This is a genomic window from Streptomyces sp. 4N124 (genome assembly GCF_052245395.1).
In the GTDB taxonomy this organism is placed as follows: Bacteria; Actinomycetota; Actinomycetes; order Streptomycetales; family Streptomycetaceae; genus Streptomyces.
In genome coordinates, this window is sequence record NZ_JBQQBS010000057.1 from 16,045 (window position 1) to 31,867 (window position 15,823).

Annotated in this window: 10 protein-coding genes; 3 read left to right on the forward strand and 7 right to left on the reverse strand. The window is 71.4% G+C overall.

All coding sequences use genetic code 11. The annotated features are described in order from the left end of the window. Nucleotide 1 precedes the first annotated feature (1 nt). From gap to ACTWQO_RS38595, 3 genes are all read right to left on the reverse strand, one after another. A complete protein-coding gene (gap, locus tag ACTWQO_RS38585) occupies nucleotides 2-1,000 on the reverse strand; it encodes a type I glyceraldehyde-3-phosphate dehydrogenase (protein WP_443242041.1) in 999 nt (332 codons plus the stop codon). A gap of 139 nt (nucleotides 1,001-1,139) precedes the next feature. Beyond that, nucleotides 1,140-2,096: a GlxA family transcriptional regulator gene (locus tag ACTWQO_RS38590; protein ID WP_443242042.1), complete on the reverse strand. Its 957-nt coding sequence runs from the start codon at nucleotides 2,094-2,096 to the stop codon at nucleotides 1,140-1,142. Between the two features lie 46 nt (nucleotides 2,097-2,142). Further along, entirely contained in the window at nucleotides 2,143-3,558 is a 1,416-nt protein-coding gene (locus ACTWQO_RS38595) for an alpha/beta hydrolase family protein (RefSeq protein ID WP_443242043.1), read from the reverse strand. A 215-nt stretch (nucleotides 3,559-3,773) separates the two neighbouring features. On the opposite strand from ACTWQO_RS38595, the gene ACTWQO_RS38600 reads away from it, so the two are divergent. Then, the gene (locus ACTWQO_RS38600) at nucleotides 3,774-4,880 is read left to right on the forward strand and encodes an NAD(P)/FAD-dependent oxidoreductase (RefSeq protein WP_443242044.1); all 1,107 of its coding nucleotides are present in this window, start codon (nucleotides 3,774-3,776) and stop codon (nucleotides 4,878-4,880) included. Nucleotides 4,881-4,889: 9 nt separating this feature from the next. Here the strand turns inward: ACTWQO_RS38600 and ACTWQO_RS38605 are convergent, their stop codons facing one another. The 3 genes from ACTWQO_RS38605 to ACTWQO_RS38615 form a co-directional block, all read right to left on the reverse strand. Then, the gene (locus tag ACTWQO_RS38605) at nucleotides 4,890-6,254 is read right to left on the reverse strand and encodes a family 43 glycosylhydrolase (protein WP_443242045.1); all 1,365 of its coding nucleotides are present in this window, start codon (nucleotides 6,252-6,254) and stop codon (nucleotides 4,890-4,892) included. Between the two features lie 47 nt (nucleotides 6,255-6,301). Then, on the reverse strand, nucleotides 6,302-7,753 hold the full coding sequence (locus tag ACTWQO_RS38610) for a family 43 glycosylhydrolase (protein WP_443242046.1): 1,452 nt from the start codon (nucleotides 7,751-7,753) through the stop codon (nucleotides 6,302-6,304). 63 nt (nucleotides 7,754-7,816) lie between these two features. Then, nucleotides 7,817-9,673 (reverse strand): glycoside hydrolase family 2 protein, encoded by a 1,857-nt coding sequence (locus ACTWQO_RS38615; RefSeq protein ID WP_443242047.1) that lies wholly within the window; start codon nucleotides 9,671-9,673, stop codon nucleotides 7,817-7,819. Nucleotides 9,674-9,802: 129 nt separating this feature from the next. Between ACTWQO_RS38615 and ACTWQO_RS38620 the strand changes: the two genes are divergently transcribed. Continuing rightward, entirely contained in the window at nucleotides 9,803-10,825 is a 1,023-nt protein-coding gene (locus tag ACTWQO_RS38620) for a LacI family DNA-binding transcriptional regulator (protein WP_443242078.1), read from the forward strand. A 24-nt stretch (nucleotides 10,826-10,849) separates the two neighbouring features. On the opposite strand, the gene ACTWQO_RS38625 is transcribed toward ACTWQO_RS38620, so the two are convergent. Next, a complete protein-coding gene (locus ACTWQO_RS38625) occupies nucleotides 10,850-13,762 on the reverse strand; it encodes an AAA family ATPase (protein ID WP_443242048.1) in 2,913 nt (970 codons plus the stop codon). Between the two features lie 277 nt (nucleotides 13,763-14,039). Here ACTWQO_RS38625 and ACTWQO_RS38630 point away from each other — a divergent pair, with 277 nt between their 5' ends. Continuing rightward, nucleotides 14,040-15,731 (forward strand): peroxidase family protein, encoded by a 1,692-nt coding sequence (locus ACTWQO_RS38630; RefSeq protein ID WP_443242049.1) that lies wholly within the window; start codon nucleotides 14,040-14,042, stop codon nucleotides 15,729-15,731. Nucleotides 15,732-15,823: the final 92 nt, after the last annotated feature.

The window sequence follows — 15,823 nt, forward strand, 5'->3', positions numbered from 1 at the left end:
ATCAGCGCGCGGCGAGCAGTTCGAGGGTGTCGATGACTCGGTTCGAGAAGCCCCACTCGTTGTCGTACCAGGCGACCACCTTGATGTGGCGGCCGTCGACGCGGGTGAGGGCCGAGTCGAAGATGGCCGAGGCGGGGTTGCCCGTGATGTCGGACGAGACGAGCGGGTCGTCGGAGTACTCGAGGATGCCCGCGAGCGGCCCTTCCGCCGCCGCACGGTACGCCGCCAGCACGTCGTCGCGTGTCACATCGCGCGCCACGGTCGTGTTGAGTTCCACGAGCGAGCCCACCGGAACCGGCACGCGGATCGAGTCGCCCGACAGCTTTCCGTCGAGGTTCGGCAGCACCAGGCCGATCGCCTTCGCGGCGCCCGTCGTCGTCGGCACGATGTTGACGGCGGCGGCGCGGGCGCGGCGGGCGTCGCGGTGCGGACCGTCCTGGAGGTTCTGCTCCTGCGTGTAGGCGTGCACCGTGGTCATGAAGCCGTGCTCGATGCCGGCGAGTTGGTCCAGGACCGCGGCCAGCGGCGCGAGCGCGTTGGTCGTGCAGGAGGCGTTCGAGACGATCGTGTGCAGGGCCGGGTCATAGGCGTCGCTGTTGACCCCGTACGCCAGTGTGACGTCGGCGCCGTCTGACGGCGCACTGACCAGAACCTTCTTCGCGCCTGCGGCGAGGTGGGCGCCGGCGGCCTTCGCTGAGGTGAAACGGCCGGTCGCCTCCAGCACGATGTCGATGCCGAGTTCGGCCCAGGGCAGCTGCGCCGGGTCCCGCTCGGCGAGCACCGTGATGCGTCGGCCGTCGACGACGAGGGCGTCGCCGTCGACGGTCACCGGGCGACCGAGCCGGCCGGCCGTCGAGTCGTAGGCGAGCAGCCGGGCCAGGGCGGCCGGCTCGGTGAGGTCGTTGACGGCGACGATCTCCAGTTCGTTGTCGCGTTCCAGCAGGGCCCGCAGGACATTGCGTCCGATGCGGCCGAATCCGTTGATGGCGATGCGCGTCATGAATTGTGTCCCTTCCCTTCGTCACCAGCGTCGCGTGCGGGGACCCATCCGTGGCCGTGGCGCGACTGCCAAGGTTCGCAAGGATCACGCCAAGCGTCTGAGGGCCTGGCGGCCTGAGCGCCGAGCGCCGTACGACGGGCTACTCGCCCTGCGTGAACGTGCGCCGGTACTCGCTGGGCGTGGTCCCGAGGATGCGCTGGAAGTGCATCCGCAGATTCGCCCCGGTGCCCAGTCCCACGTCGCCCGCGATCTGCTCGACGCTCCGCTCCGAACGCTCCAGCAGCTCACGGGCCAGATCGATCCGGGCGCGCATGACCCACTGCATCGGCGTGTACCCGGTGTCGTCCACGAAGCGCCGCGAGAACGTGCGCGGTGAGACCGCCGCATGCTGGGCGAGGGCTTCGAGGCTGAGGGGCTCGTCGAGCCGGTGCAGCGCCCACTCCCGGGTGGCGGCGAACCGCTCGCCGAGCGGCTCGGGCACGCTGCGCGGCACGTACTGCGCCTGGCCGCCGCTGCGATAGGGAGCGGCGACCAGGCGCCGGGCCGCGTGGTTCGACGCGGCCACCCCGAGGTCGCCGCGCAGGATGTGCAGGCACAGGTCGATGCCCGAGGCGGCGCCCGCCGACGTCAGCACGCTGCCCTCGTCGACGAACAGGACGTTCTCGTCGACCTGGACGAGCGGATGCCTCTCCTTGAGCGCCCGCGTGTAGTGCCAGTGCGTCGTGGCCCGCTTGCCGTCGAGCAGGCCCGTCGCGGCGAGCGCGAAGGCGCCCGTCGAGATGGCGGCCAGCCGCGTGCCTCCGTCATGGGCGGCGAGCAGCGCGTCGACGACTGCCCGCGGTGGGTCGTCGCGGTCCGGGAACCGGTAGCCGGGGACGAAGGCGATGTCGGCCCACGCCAGCGCGTCGAGGCCATCGGCGACGTGGTACGACAGTCCGTCGCCGCCCGTCACGAGACCGGGCGCCGCGCCGCACACCCGCACCTCGTACGGCATGCTCGCCCGGGTCGTGAACACCTGCGCGGGAATGCCGACATCGAGCGGCTTCGCCCCCTCGAGCACGAGAACGGCGACACGATGCAGGCGGGTGGACGGCACGGGTCACAGACTACGAAGGGCGAGGCTCCCGGCGTGGAGGTGGGCGTCAGCGGGTCGGACGGAGGAAGGCGGGCGGCGTGTACTCGGTGAACGCCGGGGCGACCGGCTTGGTCTGCCCGCTCCCGAAGTCGAGCACGTTCTGGTACTCGGGCCCGAACGCTCCGACCACGGCGTCCATCCTGCACGGATCGAGGTCGCCCCACCGCCCGGTCTCGATCTGGCGGTGCAGGGCGAGCAGCGAGACGATCTCCTCGGCCGCGGTGTAGGAGCAGTGCCCGCCGCGAGCGAGGTAGAGCTGGCCGAACTCGGCGTCGCCGTGCTGCGCCACCTGGTCCGCCCACCACCGCACCTGGTCGTTGATGGCCCCGCCGTCACCGGTGGTGTGCAGGGTGAGCGTCGGGGTCGGCGCCGTGCCGTCGACCAGACCGTGCCGCTTCGTGTACGCGACGGCGGCCGGATCGGCGCTGATCCGCTCCGCGCCGGCGAGGCTGTCCAGGTCCGCGCCGAGGTCGAGGCCCGCGGCGGCGTACGCCTCGCGGACGAGGTCACGCTGACTGGACTTGGCGAGCTGGCGCCGGTAGTCGATGCCGGTGTTCCACGACGGGTTGCCGCCGGCCCGCGCCTCCAGGTCGAGGCGCCCGAGCGGGCCGAGTCCGAGGCCGTACGCGAACTCGACCCACAGGGACTGTGCGGTGATCCGCGCGACCAAGTCCTTCGGCTCCGGCTCGAACGGCGAGTACCAGGTGGGGATGTTGGCGACCGCCCCGGCCAGCGCCAGCCGCGCACGTCCCTCCTTCGAGCCGCGCGCCTCCCGTACCGCTGCCGCCAGCGCCTGGGCGTGCGCCTCCGCGGTGGCGGGATCGGCCGGCCGTACCAGGTCGATGTCCGCGTCCGGAGCCAGCAGCGTCTTCACGACGAACTGGATGTCCAGCGCGGTGTTCCACGAGCCGGGCGTGTCCACCTCGCTGCAGAACCCCGCGGTCCCCGCGAACCTGCGCGGATGACGTTCGGCGAGCTGCGCCGCGATCACCGCGCCCTGTGACATCCCGTAGCTGATGGTGCGGCGCGGTTTCCCCATCTTCGCCTGGAAGTGGTTCAGCAACGCGATCTGGTCGGTCATCGCGTCCTCGACCGCGTAACCGAGCCCTCGGTCCTTGTACTCGGAGGCCGCCAGCGCGTACCCGTGCCGCAGCAGCCAGCTCTCCGTCGCGTCGTGCATCGCCAACGCGACCTTGGGCGGCAGGAATTCCTTGATGTAGTACCCGTGGCTGAACAGCACCAGGGTGCCGTTCCACCGCTTCGGCATCTCGATCCGGTAGGGGGCGCCGTCGATGATCCCCTCGTGCGTACGCTGTCCGCCGGCCGGGGCGCCCCGGTTGTCGTCGGCGTCCGCAGGGCCCGAGAGTGCCGTGCTGAGACAGACGGCCACCGCCGCCGCCAGGAACTTGGTCACGAAACGCATGCTGTCCTTCTCCGTCCAGTCGTCCGCTGCCTGAACTGAATGACCGCCGACGGCCGGGATTCTCATCGCGGCACCTTGCGTCAGCGTATGAAGTAAGAGCTGAGAAAACGGAGTTGCGCGTGCTTCACAGAACGCCCACACACCCTTGCCGAACCTTTAGGTTTCAAGCGTTACGCTCGGCACTCGCTCCCCCCACCAGGCACAGGAGAATCGGTGTGCATGACGGCGACGTAGTGGTGATCGGCGGCGGTTATGCCGGCGTCCGGCTGGCGAAACGGCTGGACGCCACGGCACGGGTCACGCTGGTGGACCGCAAGGAGATCTTCTTCCACCGCATCGCGTCCCTGCGCGCCGGCGTGCGCCCGGAGTGGTCGGTCACGCCCTTCATTCCGTACGACCGACTGCTGCGCCAAGGACGTGTCGTCGTCGGCAAGGCGGTTCGCGTCGAGACCGGTGAGCGGCACGTGGTGCTGGGCACGGGCGAACGGCTGCCGTACGACGTGCTGGTGATCGCGACCGGCGCCGACTACCCGGAACCCGCCCGCTTCCTCGGCACCACGGCCGAGGAAGCCGTCAAGTCGTTCGCCGAGCACCAGCGGAACATCGCCGCCGCCCGGCACATCCTCGTCGTCGGCGGCGGACCGTCCGGCGTCGAGCTGGGCGCCGAGATCAGGCTGGCCCGGCCGGACGCCCGGGTCACGCTCGCCCATGCCGGGCCGGCGCTGCTCGACGCCACGGGCAGCGCGCGGGCCGGGCGCAAGGCCCGTGCCTGGCTGGAGTCCCACGACGTCGAGGTGCGGCTCGACTCCTTCATGGCGCCCGGCAACGACTTCGGCACCTACCGCGACGCCCACGGCCGCATCGTCGAGGCCGACCTCTCCTTCTGGGCGACGGGCACCACCCCCAACACGCTCTGGCTGCGCCTGGCCGGGCACGGCGACTGGCTGAACCCGGCCGGGCACGTCAAGGTGGACCGGATGCTCCGGGTCGAGGGGAAGCCGGACGTGTTCGCGGTCGGCGACGTCAACGACGCCACCGAGCTGAAGATCACCCCCGCCGCGCTCGCCCAGGCGGACCTCGCCGCCCACAACATCCGCACCTACCTCAACAGTTCGGGCAGGCACCGCAAGGAGCCCCGGCTTTACCGGCCGAGCCACCGCACCCCCATCATCGTGCCGTTCGGCGCGGCCGACGGACTGACCGTGCTGCCCGTGCCGGGCGGTGAGACCGCGGTCCTCGGCAGCCGTACGTCCGTCCTGGCCAAGGCGAAGACACTCATGACGCCGTACATGAGGCGCCAGCTCGGGTACACCGCGACCTGAGAGACCGCCTCACGCCACCTCGACGCTGTCCAGCTCGGCATAGAGGAGTCCCTTGCCGAGGCGCACGGTGTTCCACCCCTCCTTCAACCCGACGCTGACGCTCGCGGTCTGCCAGTTGTCCCAACCGGTGTGGGGATAGCGGACCTCACCGGCCGCGGTTCCGTTGACGGTGAGCGTGTGGGTGGACTGCGCCGGAGATCCGCCGCCGTCCAGCGAGCCGTTGCCGTAGCGGACGGTGAGGGTGTGGGATCCCGTGGTCGGGGTGAAGACGGAGAACTCCACGTAGCTGTCGGCGTGGTCGATGTGCCCGACCGCTCTGCCGTCCAGCGCACCGGCCGCGTCCCGGACCACGGCGTTGTGCACCACCGCGGTCTCCGCCTGGTAGATCACCTTGCTGCCGTCGACCACGGGATAGCCGTTCGCCCAGCCGAGGTCGGCCACGTACAGCGCACGGCGGGAGCGGTCGGCGCTCCAGCCGTGGAAGACCATACGGTCCCGGCCGTCGGGGCCGGTCACCACGTCCTGTCCGCCGGGGCCGCGCACGGCGCCGGAGAAGGAGTCGGTCGTCATCAGGGGCGCCGCGGCCTTGGTGTAGGGACCGGTCAGATTGTCGGCCACGGCGTAACTCGTCTTGTAGCGGTCGTCGCCGTAGAAGTCCGCCGAGTAGAACAGCACATAGTGCCCGGCGCGCTTGACGAGTGTCGGCGCCTCGATGACGATCCCCTCCCACGGGCGGTCCTGGCGGATCAGGCCGACGGGTGAGCCGATGGTGCGCGTGCCGTCCCAGCTCACCTCCTGGAGGTACAGCCAGGTGTCCCGCCCGCAGCAGTTGCCGTCGTTCTTCCACAGCAGATAGCGGCGGCCGTTCTCGGTGTACGACGCCGCGTCGATCGCGCCGCCCAGGTCGGCCGGACACACCAGCGGCGTGCTGCCCACGGGCTGGAAGGCGCCGTCCGGTGACGCGGCCCGGGCAACGCCGATGCACTGCTTGTCGCTCGCTCGGTCCCGGGCGGTGTAGTACATGGTGAAGTCGGTGCCGTTGTCGAAGACTTCCGGAGCCCAGACCAGCGATCTGTCGGGCTTGGCCCAACTGCCGACGGCGGGCAGCGCGTCGGCGGCGGCCACGGTCCAGTTCACCAGGTCGGTGGAGGTGGCGTGCCGGATGTTCTTCCCGTCCCCGTTGGTGGCGAAGGCGTGGTACGTGCCGCCCACCTGTACCACGTCCGGATCGGGGAAGTCCCGGTCGAGGACCGGACCGCCGACGGCGCCCGCCGATGGTGCGATGCCCAGACACCAGAGGACCGCGGCGAGCGCCGCGATGAACGCGGCCGGACGGCGGAGCGGCGTGCGTTCACCGGTGGGGGTGCGCGGCATGGCGTTCCTTTCGTCGGGGAGTCGGTCCCGGCAGCCGGTCGTCCCGGTCAGTCCGTGTACACCTCGGCCCGGTCCACGCTCACGAACGACGCCCGGGACTGGGCGTTGTGCTCACCGGTCACCCGGACCCGCAGCGTGTGGCGGCCGTGGGGGAGCCGGGGGCTGAGGTACTGAAGCGTCTCGCCGGTGCGGATCGCGCCGTGGAAGTCGACGCGCTGCTCCGGTCCGCCGTCGACGCTGACCGCCGCGATGCCGTTGCCGGTGTCACGGACGGACAGCAGGGCGATCCGGGTGCCGGTGAAGGAGAACGTGGCGGTGTTTCCGGCGCGGTCGCTCCAGTGGTCGTCGCCCCAGAAGCACTGGGTGGCGCAGCCGGTTCCGGAGTTCCAGGTGCCGGTGTAGGCCACAGTCCCGTCGCCGCTCGAGCGACCGTCGTCGTTGATCCAGTGGTTGCCGGACCCCGGGTCCCCGGCGGGCAGGTTCTGGGTCGCGCCCAGGGCGAGCGGCCGGCCGAGATTCGGGCTGCCGTCGGCGTTCCAGGAGATCTTCTGGGCGCGGGTGGTGCGGTTGGTGTACGTCAGCGCCGAAGTCGTCTTGGCGTGGTAGACGATCCAGTCCTCGGTGCCGTCGGGGGAGCGGAAGAAGGCATGATGGCCGGGCCCGAACACCCCGCGGTCGTCGGCGCGGGAGAAGACCGGTCCGGAATGCTGTCTCCAGTTGGCGGGCACGAGCGGGTCGGCCCCGTCGGGCAGCGACATCATCCAGACCTGGTAGTCCGGCTTGCCCGTGTCGCAGGTCGAATACGTCATCCAGGTACGGCCGTTGCGATAGAGGAACTCCGGGCCCTCCCGGACCTCGGGGCAGCCACCGGCGGCGTCGATGGCGACCGCGTCGCCCGAGACGGTGTACGGGTTCGACATGGGGGCGATGTTGATGCCGTTGTGCTGGTACTGGTTGATACCGGAGTAGGCGAGATAGAGGCGTCCGTCGTGCTGCAGGATGCCCGGGTCGATCGCGAAGTCGGAGGCGTGATTCGGCGGCGCCAGACGGGACTTGAAGTGGTACGGGCCCGCCGGGTCGGCGCCGTCGGACTCCAGTACGTACAGCCGGTGGTGATCGTCGACGCCGTCGTCGGCCGTGTAGTAGAGGTACCAGCGGTCGCCGAAGCGGTAGAACTCGGGTGCCCAGATATTGCGGTTGCGTGAGGGGTCCGTGTCCGTCCACACCGTCACGGGTTCACTCGCGAGCAGCGTGCTCAGCGAGGGCGAGCGCCACATGCGGATGCTGTCGCCCTGCGTGGCGGTCAGGTAGTAGGCCCCCGCCGAGTACGTGACGAACGGATCCGGGCCGGTGTTGAGCGGATTGCGGAACGTGGTTCCCGCGGCGGCGGGCTCCGGACGCGCGGCGGTGGCGGTCGGGGTGGAGACGAAGCCGAGCAGAAGGGCCAGGACTACGGCGGCGAGTGCTGCGCGGCGGGCTGTGCGGGGTCCTGCGCGCATGGGAACGGCTCCTTACATCGTTGTAAGTCCCGTGCCGGACGGTAGAGGCGAGAGGGAGCGCTGTCAACGGGGCGGAAGGCGAAGGGAGTTGCCATTGTCCCGGTTCTCGTAGGCCGCCGGTCGGGACTGGGCGTCCCGCAGCAGCGTGATGTCGACCTTCTCGGAGCGGTCGAAGCGGTAGACGCCGTTGTGCTCCTGGAAGACGTCCGTGAGCTGGGTGTAGCAGTAGCCGAACATGTCCGGATCGTCGAGCAGGACGCCGGTCAGGCCGGTGAAGCGGTCGACGAACTCGCGGGCGGTGCGCGGCCGTTCGCCGTAGCCCCAGGATGTTTCGAGCTCGTTCCCGGCCGCCTCGGCCGCGGCCTCCGGGTCCCACCAGATCCCGCCGAACTCGCTGCAGAAGTACGGCTGCCCGCGGTACGGCACCGACCACGGCCTGCCGTCCGGCGCCGCGTTGACGTACGGCCGGTCCTGCGACAGGCCCGCCATCGTCTTGGCGAACGCGGCCGGGTCCTGCTCGTAGCAGTGGGAGTCGTAGACGTCGGTCTCCGGCACCCGGTGCGCGTAGCCGGACGCGTCGATGACGGGGCGGGTGGGGTCGGCCTGCTTGGTGGCCAGGAACATCGCGCGGGTCACGTCGTCGAGTCGGGTGATGCGGTCGTGCAGCGGCTGGTAGGTCTCGTTCAGGGGGCACCAGCCGACGATCGAGGGGTGCGAGTAGTCCCGCTCCAGGGCCTCCAGCCACTGGCCGACATAGCTCGCGTCGGGGCGCTGGTTGTCGTCGCGTACGCCCGTCTCGCAGCCCCAGTCGCCGAACTCGCCCCAGACCAGGTAGCCCAGCCGGTCGGCGTGGAAGAGATAGCGCTCCTCGAAGACCTTCTGGTGCAGACGGGCGCCGTTGAACCCGGCCGCGAGGCCCAGTTCGATGTCGCGGACCAGGTCGCCGTCGCTCGGCGCGGTCAGCAGGCCGTCCGGGTAGTACCCCTGGTCGAGGACCAGACGCTGGAAGACGGGTTCGCCGTTGAGCAGCAGTCGTTTCCCGTGGACGGCGACCGAGCGCAGGCCGGCGTAGGAGCCCGCCGTGTCCACGATCTGCCTGTCGGCGTCGAGGAGTTCGAGGCGCAGGTCGTACAGGTGCGGATCCCGCGGCGACCACACTCGCCGCCGGTCGGCGGGTATGGGGAGGACCAGGCGGGGTGCGAGGTCGAGGTCGGCACGGGTCTCGGCCGTGGTGACGACGCCCCGGTGGTCCTTGAGCGTGACGCGCACCCGGTGACCGGGGACGTTGGCGGTCAGCGGCAGTTCCAGAAAGAAGGAACCCGAGGCCAGGTCGGGGGTGATGCGGGGCCGCTTGAGGGCGGCGTCGCGGGGCACCGGCTCCAGCCACACGGTCTGCCAGATGCCCGTCGTACGGGTGTAATGGCAGTGCGAGTTGGCGTACCAGGTGGACTGCTTGCCCCGGGCCTGGACACCGTGCCGGCTGTCCCGGGCCCGCACCACGATCGTCAACTCCTCGCCCGGCACGGCTACTTCGCCGAGGTCGGCGGTGAACGGGGTGAAACCGCCGCGATGCCGGGCGACTTCGGTGCCGTCGACCCAGACGGTGGCGTCGTGGTCCACCGCTCCGAAGTGCAGCAGCACCCGTGAATCCGCCCAGGAGGACGGGACGGTCACCGTGCGCCGGTACCAGACCGCCTCCATGAAGTCGGTGTCCCCGACCCCGGACAGCTCCGACTCCGGGCAGAACGGGACGAGGATGCGGTCGGAGAACTCGCGTTTCAGCAGGCCGCGTTCAAGACCGGTGTCCGACCGGTCGATCTCGAACTGCCACATGCCGTTCAGGTTGAGCCAGGCCTCGCGCACGAACTGCGGCCTCGGGTAGTCGGGGCGGGGCAGGCCCGAGAACTGGGGGACGCGCATGGTGCTCCTTGCCTCGAGTGTCGAGGCACATGGCACCATGTCCTTTACATCGATGCAAATACGTCGGCGGACGCTGGTCCCGCCCGAAATCGATTCGTGACGGTCGGTACGATCGCGGCCTGCGGAAGGATGAACAGCGTGGCGGCCAGACCGAGGATCAAGGACGTGGCGGAGTACGCGGGCGTCTCGCCCAAGACCGTCTCCAACGTGATCAACAACTTCGAGCATGTCTCGGAGCGGACCCGTACCGCCGTCCAGGAGGCCATCGACGCGCTGGGCTACCGGGTGAACATCGCCGGACGCCAGCTGCGCCAGGGCCGCACCGGCATGATCACTCTGGCTGTCCCGGAACTCGACGTCGCGTACTTCGCCGAGCTGGCGAAGTACGTCATGGCCGAGGCCGACCGCAGGGGCCGCACGGTGCTGCTGCACCAGACCGGGGCCGTGCGCGAGCGCGAACTGGCGGCGCTGCACGGATTCGACGCCCAGTTCTCCGACGGCGTCATCCTCAGCCCGCTCTCCCTCCTGCCTCGCGACCTCGCCACCCGCGACCGGCGCCTGCCCGTCGTCCTGCTCGGCGAACGGCCCGCCGAGGACGGCACCGACCACGTGGGCATCGACAACGTACGAGCCGCCCGCGAGGCCACCGCGTATCTGCTGTCGCGCGGTCGCCGCCGCATCGCCGTCGTCGGCGGGGCCGTGCGGGGCCGCCAGGGCACGGACCGGCTGCGCACGGACGGGTACCGAGAGGCCGTCGAGGCGGCCGGGGTGCCCTTCGATGCCGCTCTGGTGCTGCCGGTGGAGGCGTACCACTGGCAGGACGGCGCTCGTGCCGCGACCGCGCTCATGCGGCGGCCTTCACCCCCGGACGCGCTGCTGTGTCTGAACGACCACATGGCCCTGGGCGCCCTGCGTGCCCTGCACGAGCTCGGCCGTACCGTGCCCGGAGACCTCGACGTGGTCGGCTTCGACGACATCGAGGCATCCCGGTTCAGCGTGCCCAGTCTGACGACCGTCGCCCCGGACAAGCAGGAGATCGCGCGCGCCGCGGTGGCCCTGCTGCTGGAGCGCATCGACGAGCCGGACTCGGGTCCGCTGCAGGACCATGTCGCGGGCCACCGGATCATCGTGCGCGAGAGCACCGGCGGCTGAGCCGAGGCTCCGGCCGCTGTCTCGTCACCCCGTGACCCCCGCGTGGGCCAGGCACCGGGCCAGGTCCGAGCGTGAACGGACGCCCAGTTTGCGGTAGACGCGGGTCAGATGGGCCTCGATGGTCTTGCGGGACAGGAAGAGGGACGCGGCGGCCTCCACGTTGCTGAGTCCCTCGCCGATGGCGCGCGCGACCTGGAGTTCCTGTGGGGTGAGCAGGGCGACCGGCGGTGGTTCGGTGCCGTGCACGGCGGTGCGGTGTCCTGTCGCGGCGACTTCCGCGTCGGCCCGGACCGCCCACGGAACGGCGCCGAGCGCGGTGAAGGTGCGCTGGGCGAGCAGCAGCGGTTCCCGTGCGGCGGAGGGCCGCCGGAACCGCCGTAGGACCTCTCCCGCGACGAGCCGTGTGCGAGCCAGCTCGAAGGGCAACTCCCGGTCGGCGTGGGCGCGTTCCGCGACGGCCAGCCAGTCGGCGGCCTCCTCGGCGGACCGTGCCAGCATCACCCGGCAGCGGGCGTGCGCGGCGGCCGGCCAGGCCAGACCGGTCGCCAAGTCACGCTCCCGCAGCCAGTCGGCGACGGCGACGGCCTTCTCCCGCTCCCCTGTGCGCAGACAGGACTCGGCGAGATCGGCGACCCACGGCATGAGGCAGGGGTTGACCAGCCCCATCTCCTCCGCCATCGCGAACGCCGCCGCCAAGTGCGCACGCGCCGCCTCCGGATCGCCCGCGGCGAGTGCGGACGTACCGAGCGCGCCGCGGGCGAACAGGGACAGGCCACGCAGCCGGCCGCCGCACCAGCGCTCGTACTGCGCCACGCGCTTGCGGCAGTCATCGAAGTCGCCGCGCAGGGCGTCCAGCCGGGCGAGCTGGACCAGCGCGTAACCCGTCATCGCCAGATGGCCGAACTCCTCCGCCCAGTGCAGCGCCTCGGTGGCGTCCGCGCGGGCCATGGGCCACCGCGACCACATCTCCACCTCGCACCGGGCGAGCAGTGTGTACGGCAGGAGGGCGGGGGAGTGGTCGCGGCGCATCCCCTCGATCACCGTGTCGAGTACGCGGCGGGCGAGGTCGCCGTCGCCGGTCCAGGACAGGCCCTGCGCGATCTCCATGGTCGCCTGGCGTTCCTCGGGGCCGGGCCTGCCGCGCGTCTCCTCCAGCAGCGCGAGCAGGGCCGTACGGCCTTCGCGTACGTCGCCGCCCAGAGCCTGTGCGCGGGCGCGCATCACGGCGGCGTGGCGGTGCTGCGTGTCGTGTGCGCCGTCCGTCAGCTCGGCGCAGCGGGCGGCGATGTCGCATGCGTCGCGCATCCGCCCGTCCATCGTCGCGGGCACCACCGCGGCCCCGTACAGCCGGCAGGCACGTGAGCGGTCGACCGGCTCGACCGTGCGGGCGGCGCCGACCAGGAGCTGATGGGCGCGGCCGGGATCTCCGAGCCAGGTGCAGGCCTGACCGCGCAGCAGCTCGATGTCCGCGGTCAACAGGGGGTCCCGGCTGTGCGCGAGAGCCTGTTCGCACCACTGGGCGGCATCGCGGGTCGTACCGCCGTAGAAGGCGTCACGCGCGGCTTCGAACAGGCGGCGGGCCGCGTCCGCCGGGTCCGGCGACAACTCGGCCGCCCGGTGCCAGGCGGGCGCGGCGGCGGCCAACGCGCCGCGCTGGCGGGCCTGCCGGGCGTCGGACACCAGGCGGGCGGCGACCGGCTCGTCCGGTCCTGGGGCGGCGGCTGCCAGGTACCAGGTCTGCAGTTCGCCCGAGCTGACCGCGGCCAGCCTCCGGTACACCTCCAGCCGCCGGACCGTGGCGCACTGCCCCAGCACCACCGGCCGCAGCACGGGATGCCGCAGCTCGCACGCGCCGTCCCGCATCCGCACGAGCCCGGCCGCCTCGGCGGCGTCCAGATCGGCGGTGGTGAGTCCGTCGGACGCCAACGCCCGTTGCAGCAGGGGCCATCGCGGGGCCCGGCCGGCGGCGACGTACACCAGCGCCTCCCGGCTGCGCGTCGGCAGCATCCGCAGCTGCCCGCGCCACGCACGCTCCACCAGCGGCCCGGGCGCCTCCCACGAGTCGTCCCACGGCTCCGCACCACCCGCACGGCTCCGGGCCAGCGCGGCAGCGTACTCGACCAGGACCAAGGGGTTGCCGTGCGCCAGCCTTACGATCCGGTCCGCCGCCGGATCCGAACGGTCGAGCGTGTGGCGCCGCAGCAGGGACCAGCACTCGTCGTCCGTCAGCGGACCGAGCACGGCGTGCGGCAGGCTCTCTTGGATCCCGTCCTCCTCCGGCCCGCTGCGCGCCGCCATGACCAGGGCCACTCGCTCGGTGGCCAGCCGCCGGGCGACGAACTGCAGGACCTGCCGGGACGACGGATCGGCCCAGTGCAGGTCGTCGACCAGGACCAGCAGCGGCCACGCCTCCCCGGCGGCGGCCAGCACGCCGAGCGCGCCCGCACACACCGCGTACGGATTCGGCTCGGCCACGTCCGTGAGCGCCAGACACCCCTCCACGGCCCGCCGTTGAGCCGGCGGCAGCTCGCCGAAGTGGTGGCGGAGCGGCAGCAGTACGTCGGCGAGCACCGCGTACGGCAGCACCGCCTCGGACTCCACTCCACGGGCCCACAGCACTCGGGCGTCCTGGCAGCGGGCGGCGGCGTGTCGCAGCACCATGCTCTTGCCGATCCCCGGTTCCCCGCTCAGCAGCAGCGCGCCGCCCCGCTGGGGCAGGGCGTCCACCAGGCCGGCCACCAGGTCGCGCTCGGCAGTCCGGCCTACGAGGGCGACGGGGCCGGGCCGCTCGGGGGCGGCGGAAGACACGACGCAGTACGGTCCGTGCGACCCGCCGACCGCACAGCCATTCGCATCCAGATCGACCGGCGCTCCGGCCGTCACTGTCTTGTCCATGACGCCCCCGTATCCCGCCGCTCCCCAGCGGCGGTCCGTCATGTCACCAGGGTGCCCCCGGGAGGGTGATCGGCGTGGGCGGTCCCGACGGCCCTACGGCGGCCTCCGTACCGTGCCGCCGGGCGGAGAGCCTCTGGCGCGTAGGTCGTGCCATGTGCATCAGGCCGGATGGCGCGGCGGATGGCGTAGGGGTTCCGGACAGACGTGCTGCCGGAGCACGCCGTGGCGCAAGTGCCGAGCGGACGTAGGGAGTTCCCCGAAGCCCTGCTGCGGGCGTTCGCCAATACTCGCGTGTCCTGAGACCTGAAAGGGGCACGGGATGGCTGAGCAGGGACAGTTCCGGCGGGTGATCACCAACCTCACGCACGGCGGGCACGCGATCCTCGACAGTGCGGACGAGGCGGAGAAGACCGCCCAGACCCAGGAGAGCCTGAGCACGCGCAGCGCGGTGGTGCAGGAGGCCACCGACATCGCGGCACACGTGGGCACCACTTCCTTCGACTTCCTGTTCCCCGACCTCGCCAAGAAGTTCCCGGCAGAGCACCTGCCGCAGGGCAAGCAGGTTGCCACCGTCGTCCGTGCCCTGCTCGACCTGGGCGCGGCCATGGTGGAGACCCCGGACGAGGTGCGCGACCCGGAGCTCAACTCGCCGATTCCGGCGATCTACACGTACTGGGGCCAGTTCCTCGACCACGATCTGACGGCCGCGACCGACCGCGACCTGGTCATCAACATCACCGACGAGAAGCTGCCGCCCATACCGCCGGACAAGGTGATCGAGAAGCTGCAGAACCTGAGGATGCCGGCGCTGAACCTCGACTCGGTCTACGGCGACGGGCCGTTCGCGCCCCCGGCCGTGGGCAAGGTCGTCGTTCCCTACGACGGGATCAAGTTCCGGCTGGGCCTGCTCGCGCCGGTTCCCGCCGGTGTGGGCGCGCCGATCCCGCCGGTCGACGACACCCAGCGTGATCTGCCGCGTGATGACGCGCGCGCCCCGCTCGTCGGCGACACACGCAACGACGAGAACCTCGTGGTGGCCCAACTGCATGTGGCGTTCCTGCGGTTCCACAACGCGGCGGTCGACTGGGTGCGGGACAACGAGCCCGAGTTCGAGTCGGACGCCGAGGTCTTCCGACGGGCCAGGGATCTCACCCGGTGGACCTACCAGTGGTTGTGCGTGCACGACTATCTGCGCACCGTGGCACGCCCCGACGTCGTCGACCGGGTGGACACCGCGGAGGGCAACCTGCTCGAACTGGACCGTCGTGGCACCTATATGCCGGTCGAGTTCGCCGTCGCGGCCTTCCGCTTCGGCCACAGCATGGTGCGCGGCGCCTACGACTGGAACCGCAACTTCGGCCGCCCCGGCAACAGGTCTTCCGTGGCGACCCTGAACGAACTCTTCCAGTTCACCGGCAAGGGCGGCTTCGCCGGTCAGCTGACGACGCTCCCGTCCAACTGGCCGGTGGAGTGGGACCGCATGGTCGACAAGAACAGCCAGTTCGCCAACCGCTTCGCCCGGCTCATCGACACCAGGCTCGCGCCCCCGCTCGCCGATCTGCGCGGCGAGGGCAACGACCCCGGCCTGGCGGAACGGCTCAAGAAGCTGCTCAAGCACCTCGCCCAACGCAATCTCCTGCGCGGCTACCGCCTCGCCGCCCCCACCGGCCAGGCAGTGGCCGAGGCGCTCGGCGTCACACCCCTCAGCCGCATCGAACTCGAACAGGACAGCAGCGACGCGGTCAAGAAGGCCCTGGGGGCGGGCGGTCTGTTCGAGCGGACCCCGCTGTGGTTCTACGTGCTGAAGGAGGCCGAGGTGAAGGAGCTCGGCCGGCGGCTCGGCGAGGTCGGCAGCCGCATCGTCGCCGAGACCGTCATCGGCCAGATCCGCAACGACCCCGGTTCGTACGTCAACCGGACGAGCTGGAGCCCCGCACAGGGCGTCCTGCTCCCGAACGGCCGCCCCGTCCGCACGATCGCCGACTTCCTTCGCTTCGCCGGCGTCCTCTGACCCCACGGCGCCGACCCTGTGCCCCCACGGCGCCCACCTCTGCCCCCCACGCCCCCGCCGACCCGTGCCGGCGGGGGCCCGCACAGGTCCGG

Coding starts and splice junctions, on each gene's coding strand:
- ACTWQO_RS38630 (WP_443242049.1), top strand. CDS start 14,040: ATGGCTGAGCAGGGACAGTTCCGGCGGGTGATCACCAACCTCACGCAC.
- ACTWQO_RS38620 (WP_443242078.1), top strand. CDS start 9,803: ATGAACAGCGTGGCGGCCAGACCGAGGATCAAGGACGTGGCGGAGTAC.
- ACTWQO_RS38615 (WP_443242047.1), bottom strand. CDS start 9,673: ATGCGCGTCCCCCAGTTCTCGGGCCTGCCCCGCCCCGACTACCCGAGG.
- ACTWQO_RS38595 (WP_443242043.1), bottom strand. CDS start 3,558: ATGCGTTTCGTGACCAAGTTCCTGGCGGCGGCGGTGGCCGTCTGTCTC.
- ACTWQO_RS38610 (WP_443242046.1), bottom strand. CDS start 7,753: ATGCGCGCAGGACCCCGCACAGCCCGCCGCGCAGCACTCGCCGCCGTA.
- ACTWQO_RS38605 (WP_443242045.1), bottom strand. CDS start 6,254: ATGCCGCGCACCCCCACCGGTGAACGCACGCCGCTCCGCCGTCCGGCC.
- gap (WP_443242041.1), bottom strand. CDS start 1,000: ATGACGCGCATCGCCATCAACGGATTCGGCCGCATCGGACGCAATGTC.
- ACTWQO_RS38625 (WP_443242048.1), bottom strand. CDS start 13,762: ATGACGGACCGCCGCTGGGGAGCGGCGGGATACGGGGGCGTCATGGAC.